This is a genomic window from Alteribacter keqinensis (genome assembly GCF_003710255.1).
Lineage (GTDB): Bacteria > Bacillota > Bacilli > Bacillales > Salisediminibacteriaceae > Alteribacter > Alteribacter keqinensis.
On sequence record NZ_RHIB01000001.1, the window covers coordinates 307,534 to 323,663 of the forward strand.

At 44.8% G+C, this 16,130-nt stretch carries 17 protein-coding genes; 13 read left to right on the forward strand and 4 right to left on the reverse strand.

The genetic code is table 11. From position 1 onward, the window contains the following. Positions 1–18: 18 nt before the first annotated feature. The 13 genes from nadB (at position 19) to EBO34_RS01545 (ending at position 12,797) form a co-directional block, all read left to right on the forward strand. Positions 19–1,602 carry an L-aspartate oxidase gene (gene nadB / locus EBO34_RS01485; RefSeq protein ID WP_183163663.1) on the forward strand — a complete coding sequence of 528 codons (1,584 nt, stop codon included), beginning with the start codon at positions 19–21 and terminating at the stop codon, positions 1,600–1,602. Then, a complete protein-coding gene (gene nadC, locus EBO34_RS01490) occupies positions 1,571–2,422 on the forward strand; it encodes a carboxylating nicotinate-nucleotide diphosphorylase (protein ID WP_122896194.1) in 852 nt (283 codons plus the stop codon). The genes nadB and nadC overlap by 32 nt, the downstream gene beginning before the upstream one ends. Then, complete coding sequence (gene nadA / locus EBO34_RS01495; RefSeq protein ID WP_122896195.1) at positions 2,419–3,528, forward strand: quinolinate synthase NadA; 1,110 nt, start codon at positions 2,419–2,421, stop codon at positions 3,526–3,528. Before nadC ends, nadA begins: the two co-directional genes overlap by 4 nt. A gap of 445 nt (positions 3,529–3,973) precedes the next feature. Then, positions 3,974–5,125: an acyl-CoA dehydrogenase family protein gene (locus EBO34_RS01500; RefSeq protein ID WP_122896196.1), complete on the forward strand. Its 1,152-nt coding sequence runs from the start codon at positions 3,974–3,976 to the stop codon at positions 5,123–5,125. A 27-nt stretch (positions 5,126–5,152) separates the two neighbouring features. Further along, on the forward strand, positions 5,153–6,511 hold the full coding sequence (locus tag EBO34_RS01505) for an acetyl-CoA carboxylase biotin carboxylase subunit (RefSeq protein WP_122896197.1): 1,359 nt from the start codon (positions 5,153–5,155) through the stop codon (positions 6,509–6,511). A gap of 19 nt (positions 6,512–6,530) precedes the next feature. Then, positions 6,531–6,743, forward strand: coding sequence for an acetyl-CoA carboxylase biotin carboxyl carrier protein subunit (locus tag EBO34_RS01510; protein ID WP_122896198.1), 213 nt, complete (start codon positions 6,531–6,533; stop codon positions 6,741–6,743). A 260-nt stretch (positions 6,744–7,003) separates the two neighbouring features. Continuing rightward, positions 7,004–7,921, forward strand: a complete 918-nt coding sequence (locus EBO34_RS01515; protein ID WP_122896199.1) for a hydroxymethylglutaryl-CoA lyase — start codon at positions 7,004–7,006, stop codon at positions 7,919–7,921. An 18-nt stretch (positions 7,922–7,939) separates the two neighbouring features. Continuing rightward, a complete protein-coding gene (locus EBO34_RS01520; protein ID WP_122896200.1) occupies positions 7,940–8,719 on the forward strand; it encodes an enoyl-CoA hydratase-related protein in 780 nt (259 codons plus the stop codon). Between the two features lie 22 nt (positions 8,720–8,741). Continuing rightward, on the forward strand, positions 8,742–10,271 hold the full coding sequence (locus tag EBO34_RS01525) for an acyl-CoA carboxylase subunit beta (protein ID WP_122896201.1): 1,530 nt from the start codon (positions 8,742–8,744) through the stop codon (positions 10,269–10,271). A 137-nt stretch (positions 10,272–10,408) separates the two neighbouring features. Further along, entirely contained in the window at positions 10,409–11,101 is a 693-nt protein-coding gene (locus EBO34_RS01530; RefSeq protein ID WP_122896202.1) for a CoA transferase subunit A, read from the forward strand. Positions 11,102–11,119: 18 nt separating this feature from the next. Further along, positions 11,120–11,791, forward strand: coding sequence for a CoA transferase subunit B (locus EBO34_RS01535; protein ID WP_122896203.1), 672 nt, complete (start codon positions 11,120–11,122; stop codon positions 11,789–11,791). Between the two features lie 469 nt (positions 11,792–12,260). After that, positions 12,261–12,449 carry an alpha/beta-type small acid-soluble spore protein gene (locus EBO34_RS01540; RefSeq protein WP_122896204.1) on the forward strand — a complete coding sequence of 63 codons (189 nt, stop codon included), beginning with the start codon at positions 12,261–12,263 and terminating at the stop codon, positions 12,447–12,449. 69 nt (positions 12,450–12,518) lie between these two features. After that, positions 12,519–12,797: a hypothetical protein gene (locus EBO34_RS01545; protein WP_122896205.1), complete on the forward strand. Its 279-nt coding sequence runs from the start codon at positions 12,519–12,521 to the stop codon at positions 12,795–12,797. A 35-nt stretch (positions 12,798–12,832) separates the two neighbouring features. Here the strand turns inward: EBO34_RS01545 and EBO34_RS01550 are convergent, their stop codons facing one another. The 4 genes from EBO34_RS01550 to EBO34_RS01565 all read right to left on the reverse strand — a co-directional run bounded on the left by EBO34_RS01550 (position 12,833) and on the right by EBO34_RS01565 (position 15,890). Next, positions 12,833–13,924 carry an ABC transporter ATP-binding protein gene (locus EBO34_RS01550; RefSeq protein ID WP_122896206.1) on the reverse strand — a complete coding sequence of 364 codons (1,092 nt, stop codon included), beginning with the start codon at positions 13,922–13,924 and terminating at the stop codon, positions 12,833–12,835. A 300-nt stretch (positions 13,925–14,224) separates the two neighbouring features. Further along, positions 14,225–15,127, reverse strand: a complete 903-nt coding sequence (locus EBO34_RS01555) for a PucR family transcriptional regulator (protein ID WP_122896207.1) — start codon at positions 15,125–15,127, stop codon at positions 14,225–14,227. A gap of 104 nt (positions 15,128–15,231) precedes the next feature. Beyond that, complete coding sequence (locus EBO34_RS01560; protein WP_122896208.1) at positions 15,232–15,417, reverse strand: hypothetical protein; 186 nt, start codon at positions 15,415–15,417, stop codon at positions 15,232–15,234. Positions 15,418–15,665: 248 nt separating this feature from the next. Continuing rightward, the gene (locus EBO34_RS01565; RefSeq protein ID WP_122896209.1) at positions 15,666–15,890 is read right to left on the reverse strand and encodes a DUF5342 family protein; all 225 of its coding nucleotides are present in this window, start codon (positions 15,888–15,890) and stop codon (positions 15,666–15,668) included. Between the last annotated feature and the right edge of the window lie 240 nt (positions 15,891–16,130).

A 16,130-nucleotide genomic window follows, 5' to 3' on the forward strand; every position in this document is an offset into this window, starting at 1 on the left:
TTAAAAAGGGGTGTACATATGCGGAAATTGAATGTGATTATACTGGGCAGTGGTCTGGCTGCTCTGACTGCTGCCAGGGAATTGTCTGTGAACTGTAATGTGATTATTTTCACAAAGACTGGGAGAGCAAGCTCCTGGAAAGCACAGGGAGGAATTGCGGCGGCGGTGAATGAGGATGATGTAAAACACCATGCAGCTGATACATTATATGCAGGCGCGGGTCATGGGAATGAAAGAGCTGTGAAGACCCTTGTCCAGGACGGTGTCAGGGCTGTTCACGAATGGATTAAAGAAGGGATGTCGTTTGATAAAGAATTAAACGGAGACTTTGCCCGGTGCCTTGAAGGTGCTCATTCGGTGCGCCGTATTCTTCATGCCGGTGGAGACCAGACGGGTAAGCGGATGATGGAGCATATCCTGTCAACCTGCCTTACAATTGACCTTTTCACGGACAAGAAGGTCGTTGATCTGATCATAAATGAAGGGTCTTGCAGAGGGGTTACGGTCAAAGGGCGTAATGGAGGGATTGAGCATGTCTTTGCCGACGCCGTTGTAATTGCAACCGGGGGGTATGGAGGGCTGTTTGACTCTTCCTCTGCAGACAAATCCCTTGCAGGTGAAGGTTCAGCCCTTGCCTACAGGGGAGGAGCTGAACTGGAAGATATGGAGTTTACGCAGTTTCATCCAACACTGCTCTGGTCAGAAAATAAAAGTCACGGGCTTATTTCAGAAGCTGTAAGAGGAGAAGGGGCTGTGCTGGTAAATGGGAAAAACGAGCGCTTAATGGCTTGGCATCCGTTAAAAGACCTGGCTCCCAGAGATGTAGTTGCCCGTACACTCTATGAAAATGTGAAAAAAGGCATTCCTGTTTTTCTCGATATTCAATGCGTAACTGATATGGAAAAACGGTTTCCAACCGTAAGTGCAATTTGTAAAAGAGCTGGTGTGGATTTATATAAAGGTAAAATACCAGTCAGGCCAGGGGCCCATTTCTCAATAGGCGGAGTCCGAACAGATATAAACGGCTGTACGTCTGTAGAAGGGCTATACGCGGCAGGAGAAGCAGCTTGTACCGGGGTTCACGGGGCAAACCGGCTTGCGAGCAATTCTCTGCTGGAAACGATTGTGTTTGGAAAAAGAACTGCATCGCATATTGCTGCTACGGTCCGTCCCCGGAATATTAACACTTCAGCTACCCGTAGAGCAGACATAAAACCCTTGAAATTTCCCGAAAAGGAAGCTGTTATCAAAGCAGTATCACACGGGGCAGGGATTGAAAAAAATCCAGATGACCTTAAGGAACTCATAGGTTTTTGTGAGACGTTTCAAGTGAAACAGCATGTACATAGCCTGAGGGAAAATTGGAAGTTAAAAGAGGTTGAAGTGAGTAATATGCTCATTACAGCCTGGCTCATCGCCACATCATCTCTGATCCGGACTGAATCCAGAGGCAGTCATTATCGAAGCGACTGCCCCGTGCAGAATCCGGAGCAGTGGGAAGGAAAGAAAGTCATACGTCACATCAGTGAAAAGCTGATCAGACCTTGTTTTACAGAAGGGAGTACCGAATATGAACCAATGGATACTGAAACCAATGCTTGAAAGATGGCTGCAGGAAGATATAGGGTTTGCTGATATTACAAGCGATGCCATCTTTTCATCAGAGGAAAAAGCGTCAGCAGACTACATTGCAAAAGATGATGGGATTTTCTGCGGGAGAATGATTCTTGAAACTGGCTACGGACAGCTTGGTCTTCAAACGGACGTTACTGTATATAAACAAGACGGCGAACGTGTGGTAAAAGGAGACATTATCGCTTCGGTTAAGGGATCGGTCAAGGACATTCTCATGTCAGAACGGGTGCTGTTAAACCTTATTCAGCGTCTTTCCGGTATTGCAACGGCAACCAATCAAGCGGTTCTGGAACTGGAAGGATACAACACAGCTGTTTGTGATACACGAAAGACGACGCCGGGCCTCCGTATGCTTGAAAAGGCAGCAGTAAAAGCAGGGGGCGGAAAGAATCACCGTTTCCGCCTCGATGATGCAGTGATGATTAAAGACAATCACATTGCAGCATGCGGTTCTGTTAAAGAAGCGATCGGACGGGCAAAAAAGGCGGCAGGTCACATGGTGAAAATTGAAGTGGAGGTCGAATCCTTTGATGCACTCACTGAGGCTTTGGAAGCTGGAGCCGATGTAATCATGTTTGATAATGTCATTCCCGAAACGGCGAAGGAATGGATGACTTTTATTCCTGATCATGTAGTTGCAGAAGTGTCAGGGAGCATTACCCTGGAAGTGCTTAAAGATTACGCCGAATCCGGCGTACACATGATCTCTATGGGTGCGTTAACCCACTCGGTTAATGCCTTTGATATCAGTCTTACTTTTCATGAAAAGAGTGGTGATTTCAAGTGAGTGTACTCGAAAGTTTTTTACAGCAGCACCCGGTCATACCTGAATTTTACAAACAGCAGTCTGACGAGGAACTAATTGAATTAATTGAACGTGTAAAAAAAGAAATGGAATCCCGCCTTTATTTACCCGGTCATCATTATCAAAAAGATGAAGTCATTCAATTTGCAGATGATACGGGAGATTCTCTGAAGCTCGCGCAGCTGAGCGCAGATAATGGAAAGGCTGATTATATTGTTTTTTGCGGGGTGCATTTCATGGCTGAAACCGCAGACATCCTGACAAGCAGTCACCAGCTGGTCATTCTGCCGGATATGAGGGCAGGGTGTTCAATGGCAGACATGGCCGACTATTCTCAGACGGAAGAGGCATGGCGTGTCCTCACATCCCAATACGGCGATACGATCATTCCCCTTACCTATGTAAATTCAACAGCGGAGATTAAAGCATTTGTCGGGAGGCATGGGGGAGCGTGTGTCACATCCTCAAATGCGAAACAGATCGTAAAGTGGGCACTTGAACAGAAGAAAAGAATCTTATTTTTACCCGACCAGCATCTGGGGAGGAATACGGCATTTGACTTGGGAATTCCTCTCAAACAGATGCGCGTTTATAATCCTGGTACAAAGATGCTTGAGGGGGATCAGAAGGGACTGGATGAGGTACGGGTTCTTTTATGGAAAGGTCATTGTTCCGTTCATGAAAATTTCAGAATGGACCATGTAAGGAAATTTCGTGAGGAAGAGCCGGACAGAAACATCCTCGTGCATCCTGAGTGTACCTGGGATGTGGTACAGGCAAGCGATTATGCCGGATCTACAAGCTACATCATTGAAAAAATCCGGACAGCTCCCAATGGCAGCAAATGGGCAATCGGTACAGAGATGAACCTTGTAAAACGATTAATCAACGCCAACCCTCACCTGGATATTGTATCTGTGAATCCACTTATGTGTCCGTGTCTCACAATGAACCGTATCGATCTTCCCCACCTGGCCTGGGCACTTGAATGTGTGGCGGAAAACAAGCCCGTTAACACGATCAATGTCCCGGCGGACGTCGCCGGAGACGGGAAGCTGGCCTTGGAACGGATGCTGGCGTTAGTTTGAAAAATTGTTCAGTTTGCATTTCCTGATTTCAGTAAAAGAAATTAAAACAGCACCCGGAGGCCGTGAGTTCTTCGGGTGTTTTTCACGCTCAATGATTCACATAATTTTAAATAGTATAAATTTATTTACAATTCAAAAACAGTTCCCTATAATGAAACTGAACGATTGCTCAGTCAGGGCGGCCTTATTGTCATTAAAGGCTGATTGTGTAACCATTGCTGCAGAAAAGCGGTGCTTTGAGCTGTACCGAGTAACTCACTGAAGAGGCGGCGGACCTTCGCATGATGATTGCCGGCACCACCATGGAAAGCAAAGGAATTCGGAAACATCAAGAGTTCTTCAACAAGATAGAAATCCCTAAACCAGCAACTTTCCTGAAAAAGCTAACAGAAAAATGAAAGCCTTTACATTTGAGTAATTAGAAGCCATACAGGGAGAGGATCATATGGATTTTTCACTAACAAAAGAACAACAGATGATTAAAGAAATGGTAAGAGATTTTGCTAAAAAGGAAATTGAACCAAAAGCAGATGAAGTCGACCGCACTGCCCGTTTCCCGGAAGAAACATTCAAACGTATCGGAGAACTGGGCCTTCTTGGGATCCCATTCCCGGAAGAATACGGCGGATCTGGCGGAGATACGATCTCTTATGCCCTCGCTGTTGAAGAGATCGGAAAAGCATGCGGAGGAACGGGACTGAGCTATGCTGCAGCCGTATCACTGGGTGCGTCTCCTCTTTATTATTTCGGTACAGAAGAACAAAAACAGGAGTACCTCGTTCCTATTGCAAGCGGTGAAACACTCGGGGCATTCGGTCTGACGGAACCTAATGCAGGCTCAGATGCAGGAGGCACCCAGACACGGGCTGAGTTGCAGGGAGACCATTACATTATAAACGGTGAAAAATGCTGGATTACAAACACCGAATATTCACGTATTGTCATCGTCACTGCCGTAAACGGAACGGATGAAAAAGGGAAAAAGAAAATTTCTGCTTTTATTGTGCCGACTGATGCACCAGGTGTCACAATCCGGAGTGATTATGAAAAATTCGGTGTCAAGGGATCAAACACAACCGAAATTCACCTAGAAGACGTGAAAGTGCCAAAGGAAAACATTCTGGGTGATCCTGATAAAGGATTCAATCAATTTTTATACACCCTTGACGGGGGACGGATTTCCATTGCTGCCTTAGCTGTCGGTATCGGGCAGGCCGCTTATGAAGCAGCACTTGCATACTCAAAAGAACGTAAACAGTTCGGCAGACCAATCGGAAGCTTCCAGGCGATTCAATTTAAGCTGAGCGACATGGCAATGGAACTGGATCTTGCCAGAAACATGGTTCATAAAGCGGCATGGCTTAAGGACAATAACAAGTCGTTTAAAAAAGAATCTGCATATGCAAAGCTGTTTGCCTCTGAAGCAGCAACAAGAGCGTGTAACCAGGCGATCCAGATTCACGGTGGATACGGGTACATGAGAGAGTATAAAGTGGAACGCCACCTGAGAGACGCCAAGCTGATGGAAATCGGTGAAGGCACTTCAGAAATCCAGCGTCTCGTCATTGCGCGTGAGATCGGCTGCCCAAGAGGATAAAAACGAGAATGGGGAAGGAGACAAGGCATGATTAAAAAACTATTAGTAGCAAACCGAGGCGAAATTGCCGTTCGTATATTTAAAACATGTGAGAAACTTGGGATTAAGACAGTTGCTGTCTTTTCAGATGCAGATGAAGCGAGTGTTCATACAAGAGCAGCCGATGAAGCCCGCTGGGTTGGCGGTTCCCGTGTGAAGGAAAGCTATTTGAACATGGATAAAATCCTTGAAGTGGCCAAGGAGACTGGTGCTGACGCCATCCATCCGGGATACGGATTTTTATCCGAAAACCCTGAATTCAGTAAGCGTGTAAAAGAAGCCGGGATTACATTCATCGGTCCAAACGAAGAGATTATGGAAACAATGGGCAATAAAATCGCAGCCCGGGAAGCCATGATCAAGGCTGACGTTCCGGTCGTACCGGGTAAAAACCTTGTGTCTGCTGACGAGAAAGAAGCAGCCGCTGTTTGTGAGGAAATCGGTTATCCGGTCATGATCAAAGCCGCTTCCGGCGGGGGCGGCATCGGAATGCAGCGGGTTGACCATAAGGATGAACTTATTAAGGTCCTTCCTTCTGTAATCAAAAAAGCAGAAACGTTCTTCGGTTCTGCAGAACTTTATGTAGAGAAATTTATTGAAAATCCACGTCATATTGAAGCACAGGTTGTGGGAGATACATTTGGAAACGTTCAATGCCTAGGGGAGCGCGATTGCTCAATTCAACGGAGAAATCAAAAAATCATCGAGGAAGCACCAGCAGCAAACCTGAGTGAAGAAACAAGAAAATCGCTGTTTGCCTATGCTGAAAAAGCTGCAAAAGATATCGGCTACACTAATGTTGGAACAATCGAGTTCCTTGTGGATGAGCAGGAGAATATTTATTTCCTTGAGATGAATACCCGCCTGCAAGTAGAGCATCCGGTCACAGAAGAAGTCACTGGTATCGATCTTGTCGAATGGCAGATAAGAATTGCTGAAAAAAAGAGGATTTCAGAACTTAAAGAGCGAAATGTGTCATATGAACACGCGATTGAAGTTCGGATTTATGCTGAAGATCCAGTAACCTTCTTCCCTTCACCGGGTAAACTGAAGCGCTGGTCTTTCCCGGATATGGACCAGATCCGCTATGACTCCGGTGTAGAAGAAGGCATTCAGGTGACTCCGTTCTATGATCCAATGCTCGCGAAGGTAATTGCAAAAGGTCATTCAAGAAGCGATGCTGTTGAGCAGCTGGCCGTCTGTCTTGAAAAAGCTGAGGTAGAAGGCATTAAAACGAACATTCCAATGCTTTTGGAAACACTGCAGCACGATGTGTTCAAAAAAGGAAACGCCACCACTCAATTCGTACAAAAATACGTGATTGAGAAGAACCGTACACAAGTATAAGCATAGGAGTGAGTTACGAATGAAAGAAGTAAAGACAAATATGGCAGGTAACGTATGGAAAGTTCAAGTAGCAGCAGGAGACGAAGTAACAGCCGGACAGGAAGTTGTCATTCTTGAATCAATGAAAATGGAAATTCCGATTACTGCTGAAGAAGACGGTACTGTTGAAGAAGTGAAAGTAGAAGAAGGCAGCTTCGTTAACGAAGATGACGTTTTACTTACATTAAAATAAAATCAAATCAAATCACATGTTAAGGAGTCGCAACGTTGCTGCTCCTTAACTGTTGAAGGCACTGAAAAAATTTGGTCTTTACCTTTTCCAGTGCCTTCTGAGCAATGTGCGGAGCGGTTGCATTTTTTAAAAGCCTGTTACGAGTGGGTTACTCGTAACAGGCGCGCAACCGGATGGAGCCATTGTCACTTAAATAAAAGGCAATGAAAAAGTTGGTTTGTACTTTTTCAGTGGCCTCAACTGTTTTAGAGGAGGTTCCAATGAACTATCCTGAACGAGTACTCATAAAAGAAGTAGGACCCCGGGACGGCCTGCAGAACGAAAAGGTGTTCCTCCCGACTCAAACTAAGATCGACTGGATCAATCAGTTATCAAAGACAGGGTTATCCTATATCGAAATCACATCATTTGTTAACCCAAAGTGGATTCCTGCTCTTTCTGACTGCTATGAAGTAGCAAAGGGAATAACGCGGGAGCCCGGTGTAACCTATGCTGCCCTGGTCCCGAATATGAAGGGGCTCGAGAAAGCTCTTCTGGCAGACGTAGACGAAGTCGCTGTTTTTATGTCAGCAAGCGACACACATAACAAGAAAAACATTAACAAATCCATAGAAGAAACGTTTCCTGTACTGGAAGAAACGATCCGGGAAGCGAAAGCATCAGGCAAAAAAGTAAGAGGCTACCTTTCCACTGTCTTCGGCTGCCCTTATGAAGGACACGTCTCTCCCGAGCAGGCAGAAAAAGTCACAACAAAGCTTCTTGAGATGGGTGTATACGAAGTCTCGCTGGGAGATACGATTGGTGTTGGAAACCCCCGTCAGGTTGAGAGCAATCTGAATCAATGGACTGCTTCGATACCTAAAGAGAACCTGGCCCTTCATTTTCATAATACAAGAGGGATGGCTCTTGCCAATACCCTTGTAGGAATGAGTGCGGGGATTACAACGATTGACGGATCCCTGGGCGGCCTGGGAGGTTGTCCGTACGCTAAAGGTGCTTCGGGAAATTTGGCTACCGATGACCTGATTCACATGCTCAGTGAGATGGGCATTGATTCAGGGATTGACCTTGGCTCTCTGGTGAATGCCGGCCATTTTATTGAAACGTCTCTTGAAAAGCCGCTGATCAGTCATCAAATGGAAATAGCACGAGCACAAAAAGCGGAACAAACAAGCTAACAGAACGGAGTGGATACCATGAGTTTAGTGAACCTGGAACTTCGGGACGATCATATTGCATGGCTTAAAATCAACCGTCCGGAGGCTGCAAACTCTCTTAATAAACATGTCCTTGATCAAATTGCGGGACATGTTAAGGAGCTTTCGTTAAATCCAAAAGTCAGAGCTCTTGTATTAACCTCTGCCGGTGAAAAAGTATTCAGTGCCGGCGCAGATTTAAAAGAGCGGAGAGAACTGAGGGTGGAAGAAGTTCCCTTTGCAGTTAAACGGATCAGAGAGACGATTGATCTTGTGGATGATTTCCCCGCGCCTACAATTTGTGCATTAAATGGACCGGCCTTTGGTGGCGGGTTTGAGCTGGCCCTTGCATGTGATATCCGAATTTGCACTCCTCATACAACGTTTGCTCTTACTGAGACGTCCCTGGCCATTATCCCCGGTGCAGGCGGAACACAGCGCCTTCCAAGAGCCATTGGCATGTCCAGGGCAAAAGAGATGATTTTCACCAGTAAAAAAATCGATGCACAAACTGCAGAACAATGGGGTCTCGTAAGCAGTGTAAGTACTTCTGATTCATTATACAAAGAAGTTAAAGCGCTTACAGATCAAATGGTGAGATGTGGTCCTGTGGCACTGAGGCAGGCGAAGTTTGCCATGAATCAAGGTGCCGGAACGGATTTGAAAACGGGGATTGCCATCGAAGCAAAAGCATATGAAATCACGATTCCGACAGAAGACCGTATAGAGGGACTTGAAGCATTTAAAGAAAAAAGAAAACCGCAATATACAGGCAGATAAGCAGGGAGAGAGGAGTAAGTTTATGAGCAATGAAGTGCAGTGGCAGGAAAAAGTAGAACAGATAGAGCGTGGCGGTGGTGAAAGATACCATCAAAAGAACGCAGAAAAAGGAAAAATGTTTGTCCGTGACAGACTCAAAATGCTTTTTGATGAAGGATCCTGGGCGGAGGACGGACTGTTTGCAAACTCAGAACAAGAAGGGCTTCCGGCAGACGGGGTTGTTACAGCAACAGGTAAGATTAACGGTCAGACAGTTTGTGTAATGGCAAATGACTCAACCGTTAAAGCCGGTTCCTGGGGTGCCAGAACAGTAGAAAAAATCATCCGTATCCAGGAAACTGCGGAAAAGCTTGAAGTGCCGATTCTTTACCTTGTAGACTCTGCAGGTGCAAGAATCACAGATCAACTGGAGATGTTCCCAAACCGCAGGGGAGCAGGAAAAATCTTTTACAATCAGGTGAAGCTGTCAGGAAAAGTGCCTCAAATCTGTCTATTGTTCGGACCTTCTGCTGCGGGCGGAGCCTACATTCCGGCGTTTTGTGACGTCGTAATGATGGTGGATGGAAATGCGTCCATGTATCTTGGCTCCCCGCGAATGGCTGAAATGGTTATCGGCGAAAAAGTTTCACTTGAGGAAATGGGAGGGGCAAAAATGCACTGCTCGGTTTCCGGTTGCGGTGACATTCTCGTTGCATCTGAAGAAGAAGCCATTGAGAAAGCCAAACAGTACTTATCCTACTTCCCAGGCAACTATAAAAATAAGACGAAGACTGTGAAGGCAAAGCCTGTTCCTGAATTTGAGAAAAGCCTGGAAGAGCTGATTCCCAAAAATCAGAACGCACCGTTTGAAATGAAGGATTTAATCGCACGCATTACGGACGAAGGTAGCTTCTTTGAGATGAAGGCGTTATTCGCCAAAGAGCTGATCACGGGGTTTGCCCGCATTAACGGTGAGGCTGTTGGTATCATTGCCAATCAGCCTCGTCAGAAAGGCGGAGTGCTGTTCCACGATTCTGCTGATAAAGCAGCACGTTTTATCACGCTTTGTGATGCCTATCATATTCCGCTTTTATTCCTTGCCGATGTGCCGGGATTCATGATAGGAACCAAGGTTGAAAAAGCAGGCATAATCCGCCACGGTGCAAAAATGATTTCTGCTATGTCTGAAGCGACTGTCCCAAAAATCAGTGTCATCGTAAGAAAAGCATATGGAGCAGGCCTTTATGCCATGGCAGGCCCTGCCTTTGAACCTGACTGCTGTATTGCCTTACCATCTGCACAAATTGCCGTGATGGGGCCGGAAGCTGCCGTAAATGCCGTATACGCAAATAAAATTGCTGAACTGGCGCCTGAAGACCGCCCGGCATTCATCCAGGAAAAGCGCAAAGAATATCAGGAAAACATTGATATTTACCGATTGGCTTCAGAGTTAATTGTGGACGAAATTGTCCCTGCCAATAAATTAAGAGAAGAACTCGAGCAGCGTCTCGACCTTTACCGCACAAAAAACCAGGTATTTACCGACCGAAAGCACCCGGTTTATCCAGTGTAGACTTCGATTTAATTCTTGCTCATGAATTTCAAGTCAGATAGAAGAGGCTCACCGGCGCCCCCGCGGAAAGGGAACGCAATGGAGCGGAAATCAGTACCAGAGTTTACCAGATCATATTTTTAAGGAGGGGAAAGAACATGAAACAGATTCATTCTTCTTTTGAGGAAGCCGTAAGTGAAATTAAAGATGGAGCCACACTTCTTGTTGGCGGATTCGGTTTATGCGGTATTCCGGAAAATTTAATCAAAGCATTACGGGAACACGGAGCAAAACATCTAACAGTTATTTCAAACAACTGCGGTGTCGATGACTGGGGTCTCGGCCTGCTCCTCGAAAACAAGCAGATTGATAAAATTTACGCTTCCTACGTTGGGGAAAATAAGGAGTTTGAACGTCAAGTGCTGGCCGGAGAGCTGGAAGTGGAACTGGTTCCACAAGGCTCCCTTGCCGAGCGGATCCGTGCCGGTGGTGCAGGAATACCTGCATTCTATACTCCCGCAGGGGTAGGAACGAAAGTAGCAGAGGGTAAAGAAGTGCGCACGTTTAATGGCAAGGAGTATTTACTTGAAGAGGCCTTCACAGCTGATTTCAGCCTGGTAAGGGCGTACAAAGGTGATACACATGGAAACCTGGTATACAGAAAAACTGCTCAAAACTTTAATCCTCTTGTTGCGGCTGCAGGAAAAGTGACAATTGCTGAAGTGGAAGAGCTGGTGGAGGTTGGAGAGCTCGATCCTGAGAAAATTCACACTCCAAGCATATATGTGAACCAATTGATCGTTGGAGAACAGGAAAAACGGATTGAAAGACGGACATTGGCTCAAGTATAAAGAGAGGAGGCAACAAATATGAGTGTAGTCGACCGCCACAAAGTAAGAGAGCTTATAGCAAGACGTGCAGAAAAAGAAATTCATGATGGTGACTATGTAAATTTAGGAATTGGAATGCCGACGATGGTAGCCAATTATATTACGGAAAACAAACAGGTGGTTCTTCAATCTGAGAACGGGCTTCTGGGAATAGGGCCCTATCCAACAGAGGAAGAACTTGATGCCGATCTGATTAATGCAGGTAAGGAAACCGTGACTGCTATCAAAGGAGCATCATACTTCAGCAGCGCAGAATCCTTTGCCATGATCCGCGGCGGGCATATTGATGTTGCGATTCTGGGAGCAATGGAAGTTGCTGAAAACGGTGATCTGGCAAATTGGATGATCCCGGGTAAAATGATCAAAGGGATGGGCGGAGCGATGGATCTTGTTCACGGAGCGAAGAAAGTAGTCGTGATCATGGAACACGTCAATCGTGCCGGAGAGCCTAAGATTCTAAAGGAGTGCGCCCTTCCTCTGACAGGAAAACAGGTTGTCAACCGAATTATTACAGACCGTGCAGTACTTGATGTGACGGAAGAAGGCCTTGTGTTAAAAGAGATTATTGGTGATTACTCAGTCGAGGATATTCAAAAAGCAACTGAACCTACTTTGATTATTGATGATGAGCTAAAGAAACAGCATTCTTAAAATGACAGGAAACCGGCTGAGGAGCCGGTTTTTCTTTTGGCTGGGAAGTAAAAGTGACAGGACTGACAGGACTTCCAAGCGTAAAAAGGTGCCGGCTAAGTGTAAAAAAAGTGAGTCAAAGTGTGAAAAGGGGGGTCTAAAGTAAAAACCGAGCTAAACGTAAAAGATGCTGTCAAAGTGTAAAAACGGAGCCTTAAAGTGCAAAAAGGCAGTCGCTAAGTGTAAGAAACGCGAGTCTAAACGTAAAAACCCTCGGGCCATGCGAAAAATTCTCAGGCAATACGCGAAAAAATATCCAGCATGGGTAAAACAAACCCACGGACCAATGAGACCATTTATATCTCACCTATTTTGCAACATCATTTCTCCCCCTTTAAAACTCCGAAATTTATTCCTTAAATTGCTATCTTCCTTTACACATAGACATTGTTTTTTAAACCAAACTATGTGTACAGAGGAGGTGAGAAACATGGCAAACCAAAACCAACTTGTTGTACCTGGTGTACAACAAGCCCTTGACCAAATGAAGTACGAAATCGCTCAGGAATTCGGTGTAGAACTTGGCCCGGATTCTACTGCACGCTCTAACGGATCTGTAGGTGGAGAGATCACTAAGCGTCTGGTACAACAAGCTGAACAGCAATTCGGACAGCGCTAATCAATAACTGAATAACATGGCTGTAAAGGGGAAGGGAAACCTTTCCCTTTTTAATGTCAGGAGGCTGCTATGAGAGGATCATGCCCTGTCTGTAATGGTTTCAGAGTAATCGGGAAAAACTGTACACAGTGTGGTAAAAAAGCAAAGGATTTCGGTAAATATACCGATTACTTTGATAACTACAGTGCTTATGAAGAAATCGATACAGTAAAACTCACAGACAATATTAAAAACGATCAATCAGAAGGGTTATGCCCTCATTTGTATTACTGCGAAAACTGTCACAAAGAAAGTATTGTATTAATTGAGGAAGTGGCAGAAAAAGAGACGCCACTCTTTTTTGATTAAAAGAGTGGCGTCTTATAAAAGGGGGGGTTACACAATTATCGCAGGCGCAGTTCTGTTTCAGGATCGAAGAAATGCGCTTTGTTCATATCTAAAGCAAGTTTAATGTCCTGTCCGCTTGCTACATCCGTACGGCTGTCAACACGGGCAATGAATTCCTGTTCGCCGATTTTAGAGTAAAGGAAAGTCTCGGCACCCATCAGTTCTGCTACATCAATTTTAGCCTCAAGCTGCGTTTCCTTTGACGACTCAAGGAATACAGGCTCATCATGGATATCTTCAGGACGGATCCCAAGAGTGATTTCTTTATTGTTGTAGCTCTCAACAAGTTTTAATTTACCTGCCGGAACTTTAACTTTCATATTATCGATGTGTACATATCCGTCAACAAGCTTACCAGAAAGGAAGTTCATTGAAGGGGACCCGATAAAGCCGCCGACAAAGACGTTCTCAGGATAGTCATAAATGTCTTTCGGCCGGCCGACCTGCTGAATTAATCCGTCTTTCATTACGACGATACGAGTAGCCATTGTCATGGCTTCTGTCTGATCGTGCGTTACATAAATCGTAGTCGTCTGAAGACGCTGGTGAAGTTTTGTAATTTCAGCACGCATCTGAACACGGAGTTTCGCATCAAGGTTGGATAAAGGCTCATCCATTAAGAATACTTTAGGGTCACGTACGATAGCACGTCCAAGTGCTACACGCTGACGCTGACCACCGGACATGGCTTTCGGCTTACGGTCAAGCATTTCTGTTAGACCAAGAATTTTTGCAGCGTCACGCACGCGGCGGTCAATTTCATCTTTCTTAAACTTGCGCAGTTTAAGTCCGAATGCCATGTTTTCATATACGTTCATGTGCGGGTAAAGTGCGTAGTTTTGGAATACCATCGCAATATCACGATCTTTAGGCGCCACATCGTTTACAAGCTCTTCTCCAATGTGAAGCTCGCCTTTTGAGATATCCTCAAGACCAGCTACCATTCTTAAGGTTGTAGACTTACCACAACCAGAAGGACCAACGAAAACAATAAATTCTTTATCCTTGATTTCAAGATTGAAATCCGTAACGGCTTGTACATCGCCATCATAAATTTTGTATAAACTCTTAAAACTAATATCTGCCATAGGTAACACCCTCCACTAAGTAGTATGTAAAAGCGCTTTCTTCTGTAAGTACAGTGTACCTTTTTTGCATGAGAAGTAGCTATTGTAAACGTGCACAAAACTTTTCGGCAATTTTGTGCAAGGTGCAAACGTTTTCATGTTGTTGTACCTGGCTTATACAGGCAGCCTGAAAAACAACCTTCCCGGAAAAAGGGGAAGGCTGTTTTGGTTAATTGAGAAGTGGTTTTAACAGGTTAAAAATGGCTTTAAACAGGTTAGATATTAGTTTAAACAACTTAGTTCTGCCTTTACTTAGATGCATCACCGGTCATGGTTAGCCTTTTTGGAGTTCTGGACAAGAAGCATTAGATACACAGCAACAGCATTAGGAAACTGCTTAATATCCAATGAGGTTTTTTCTATGAATTTTTCAACTCTGTATTGCAGCGTATTCCGGTGAACAAACATTTTTTTTGCGGCCATTGATGTATTCAGGTTGCATTCCAGATATGTTTTTACCGATTGCTGTAATTCACGGTCATTTTGAACAGGCTTTAAAAGCTCCCGAAACGTCGAGACCACATCGTGCTCAAGGTTGCTCAGAAGCCAGTGTGAAAGTGCCTCCTGCTCATGAAAGATCGTCTGAGAAGGAGAGTAGTTTCTGGCTGCCTTAAACATTTCCATTTCCAGTTTAAACCGATCTCTTACAGAGGCCGCAGATGTGTGTGGAGAACCGACTAAAAATGAAAGCTGGACATAAAAATCACTTGTTAATGCTGATACTGCGCTGTCATCAAGCTGTTCGTCATCAAATTCTTCGTCCAGGCGCTGGATCACCACACCTTCTCCCGGACTTGGCCAAAGGAGGGTTTCGATCGAAGAAAACAGACTGTTTACAGCTTCAGTAAATCCTTCGATATCCGTCAATGAGCCTTTAACGTGAAAATGGATAAAACGCACGGGGGTAAAGATATCTTTATCTGGTAATTGATTATGTAATAACAGCTGTGTCCACATCCTGTAAGATGCTGAGACGGGCTGATTTAATTCCGGTTCAACCTGATCAAAAAGGGTACTCAGTAATGACTTTTCCTCTTTGGTAAGCCGGGTATTGTTAAAGTAAAGTTTTTCTCCTTGGTCATTTTGGATAATAAACAGGGATTCCTCTGTATTTCCTGGAGAAGTGAGAGCATGGGCGTATTTTTCTCGGAGTTTTTCAAACATAACAGATTCCTTTCCGGGGGGATGCCGGGGCCGCTACATAAAGAAGGTTTTTCAATAAGGGTTGTGAAACCTGAATTGAAAAACCTCTACTTTGGTGTCGGACCTTATCTTTTTTCCGGCTTACCTGCTTCGTGCGGCCGCTCTTCGTCATGAAGATCGAGAGATTCATCAATTTGCCTTTTTCCGTATGCCAAATGATCTCTCCCGCCGGCCAAGCCTTCGCTGGTCATGCGGTCCACGTCCAGATATGTTTCAGCCCGTCCTTGATTTTCAAGATCTTTTCGTTCCATATATGTCCCTCCTTTTTACCTGTGAAGGCACTGAAAAAGTTCGGTCTTTAACTTTTTACAGTGCCTTCTAAGCAATGAGCGGAACGGTTGCATGTTTTAAAAGCCTGTTATGATTGGGTTTCTCGTAACAGGCGAGCAACCGAATGGAGCCATTGCAACTTAAATAAAAGGCACTGAAAAAGTTGGTTTTTACTTTTTTAGTGGCTTAACCCGTAGTATGAGGGTAAATGAAGAGAAACATGCAGTCATTAATGCTCTTCATATACATGGTAAAGCATCAGGTCGTGAACACAGTCTTCAAGGAATTTCTGTTCCTTTTCCTCCATGTCCCCGGCTCCCTGATGATACCAGGTAATACTGCCATCTTTAAAATACTTGCCTTTGTATTTATTTTGTTTGTAGTAAAAATCAAAATCCCATTCCTGGTTAATCATATTGTTTTTGATTTCACGGTAGTGAAAATGAGAAAGCATGAGATTCCCGTCCTTTTCATATTGGCTGTGTTAAAGATCATTGTTGATTTATTAAAGCTGTTTTCGTAAGGATTGTTGCTATTTTAGTCACTCAAAGAAACATTGCAAATACGGTTGAAGCTTACGTGCCCTTCGCTTTCCCTGGTGGTGCCGGCAAGCCTGTCGAACCTGCTTTTTCCTCTTCTGGTAAAGCTTTGCAGTGTATGCGCCGAAGCATAACTGGCAGGGGAAGAAGCAGGG

Excerpts from the sequence above, each read along its gene's own strand:
- EBO34_RS01535 (WP_122896203.1), top strand. The coding sequence starts at position 11,120 with ATGAGTGTAGTCGACCGCCACAAAGTAAGAGAGCTTATAGCAAGACGT.
- EBO34_RS01555 (WP_122896207.1), bottom strand. The coding sequence starts at position 15,127 with ATGTTTGAAAAACTCCGAGAAAAATACGCCCATGCTCTCACTTCTCCA.
- EBO34_RS01545 (WP_122896205.1), top strand. The coding sequence starts at position 12,519 with ATGAGAGGATCATGCCCTGTCTGTAATGGTTTCAGAGTAATCGGGAAA.
- EBO34_RS01560 (WP_122896208.1), bottom strand. The coding sequence starts at position 15,417 with ATGGAACGAAAAGATCTTGAAAATCAAGGACGGGCTGAAACATATCTG.
- EBO34_RS01565 (WP_122896209.1), bottom strand. The coding sequence starts at position 15,890 with ATGCTTTCTCATTTTCACTACCGTGAAATCAAAAACAATATGATTAAC.
- nadB (WP_183163663.1), top strand. The coding sequence starts at position 19 with ATGCGGAAATTGAATGTGATTATACTGGGCAGTGGTCTGGCTGCTCTG.
- nadC (WP_122896194.1), top strand. The coding sequence starts at position 1,571 with ATGAACCAATGGATACTGAAACCAATGCTTGAAAGATGGCTGCAGGAA.
- EBO34_RS01540 (WP_122896204.1), top strand. The coding sequence starts at position 12,261 with ATGGCAAACCAAAACCAACTTGTTGTACCTGGTGTACAACAAGCCCTT.
- EBO34_RS01530 (WP_122896202.1), top strand. The coding sequence starts at position 10,409 with ATGAAACAGATTCATTCTTCTTTTGAGGAAGCCGTAAGTGAAATTAAA.
- EBO34_RS01525 (WP_122896201.1), top strand. The coding sequence starts at position 8,742 with ATGAGCAATGAAGTGCAGTGGCAGGAAAAAGTAGAACAGATAGAGCGT.
- EBO34_RS01550 (WP_122896206.1), bottom strand. The coding sequence starts at position 13,924 with ATGGCAGATATTAGTTTTAAGAGTTTATACAAAATTTATGATGGCGAT.
- EBO34_RS01505 (WP_122896197.1), top strand. The coding sequence starts at position 5,153 with ATGATTAAAAAACTATTAGTAGCAAACCGAGGCGAAATTGCCGTTCGT.
- EBO34_RS01520 (WP_122896200.1), top strand. The coding sequence starts at position 7,940 with ATGAGTTTAGTGAACCTGGAACTTCGGGACGATCATATTGCATGGCTT.
- EBO34_RS01510 (WP_122896198.1), top strand. The coding sequence starts at position 6,531 with ATGAAAGAAGTAAAGACAAATATGGCAGGTAACGTATGGAAAGTTCAA.
- EBO34_RS01515 (WP_122896199.1), top strand. The coding sequence starts at position 7,004 with ATGAACTATCCTGAACGAGTACTCATAAAAGAAGTAGGACCCCGGGAC.
- EBO34_RS01500 (WP_122896196.1), top strand. The coding sequence starts at position 3,974 with ATGGATTTTTCACTAACAAAAGAACAACAGATGATTAAAGAAATGGTA.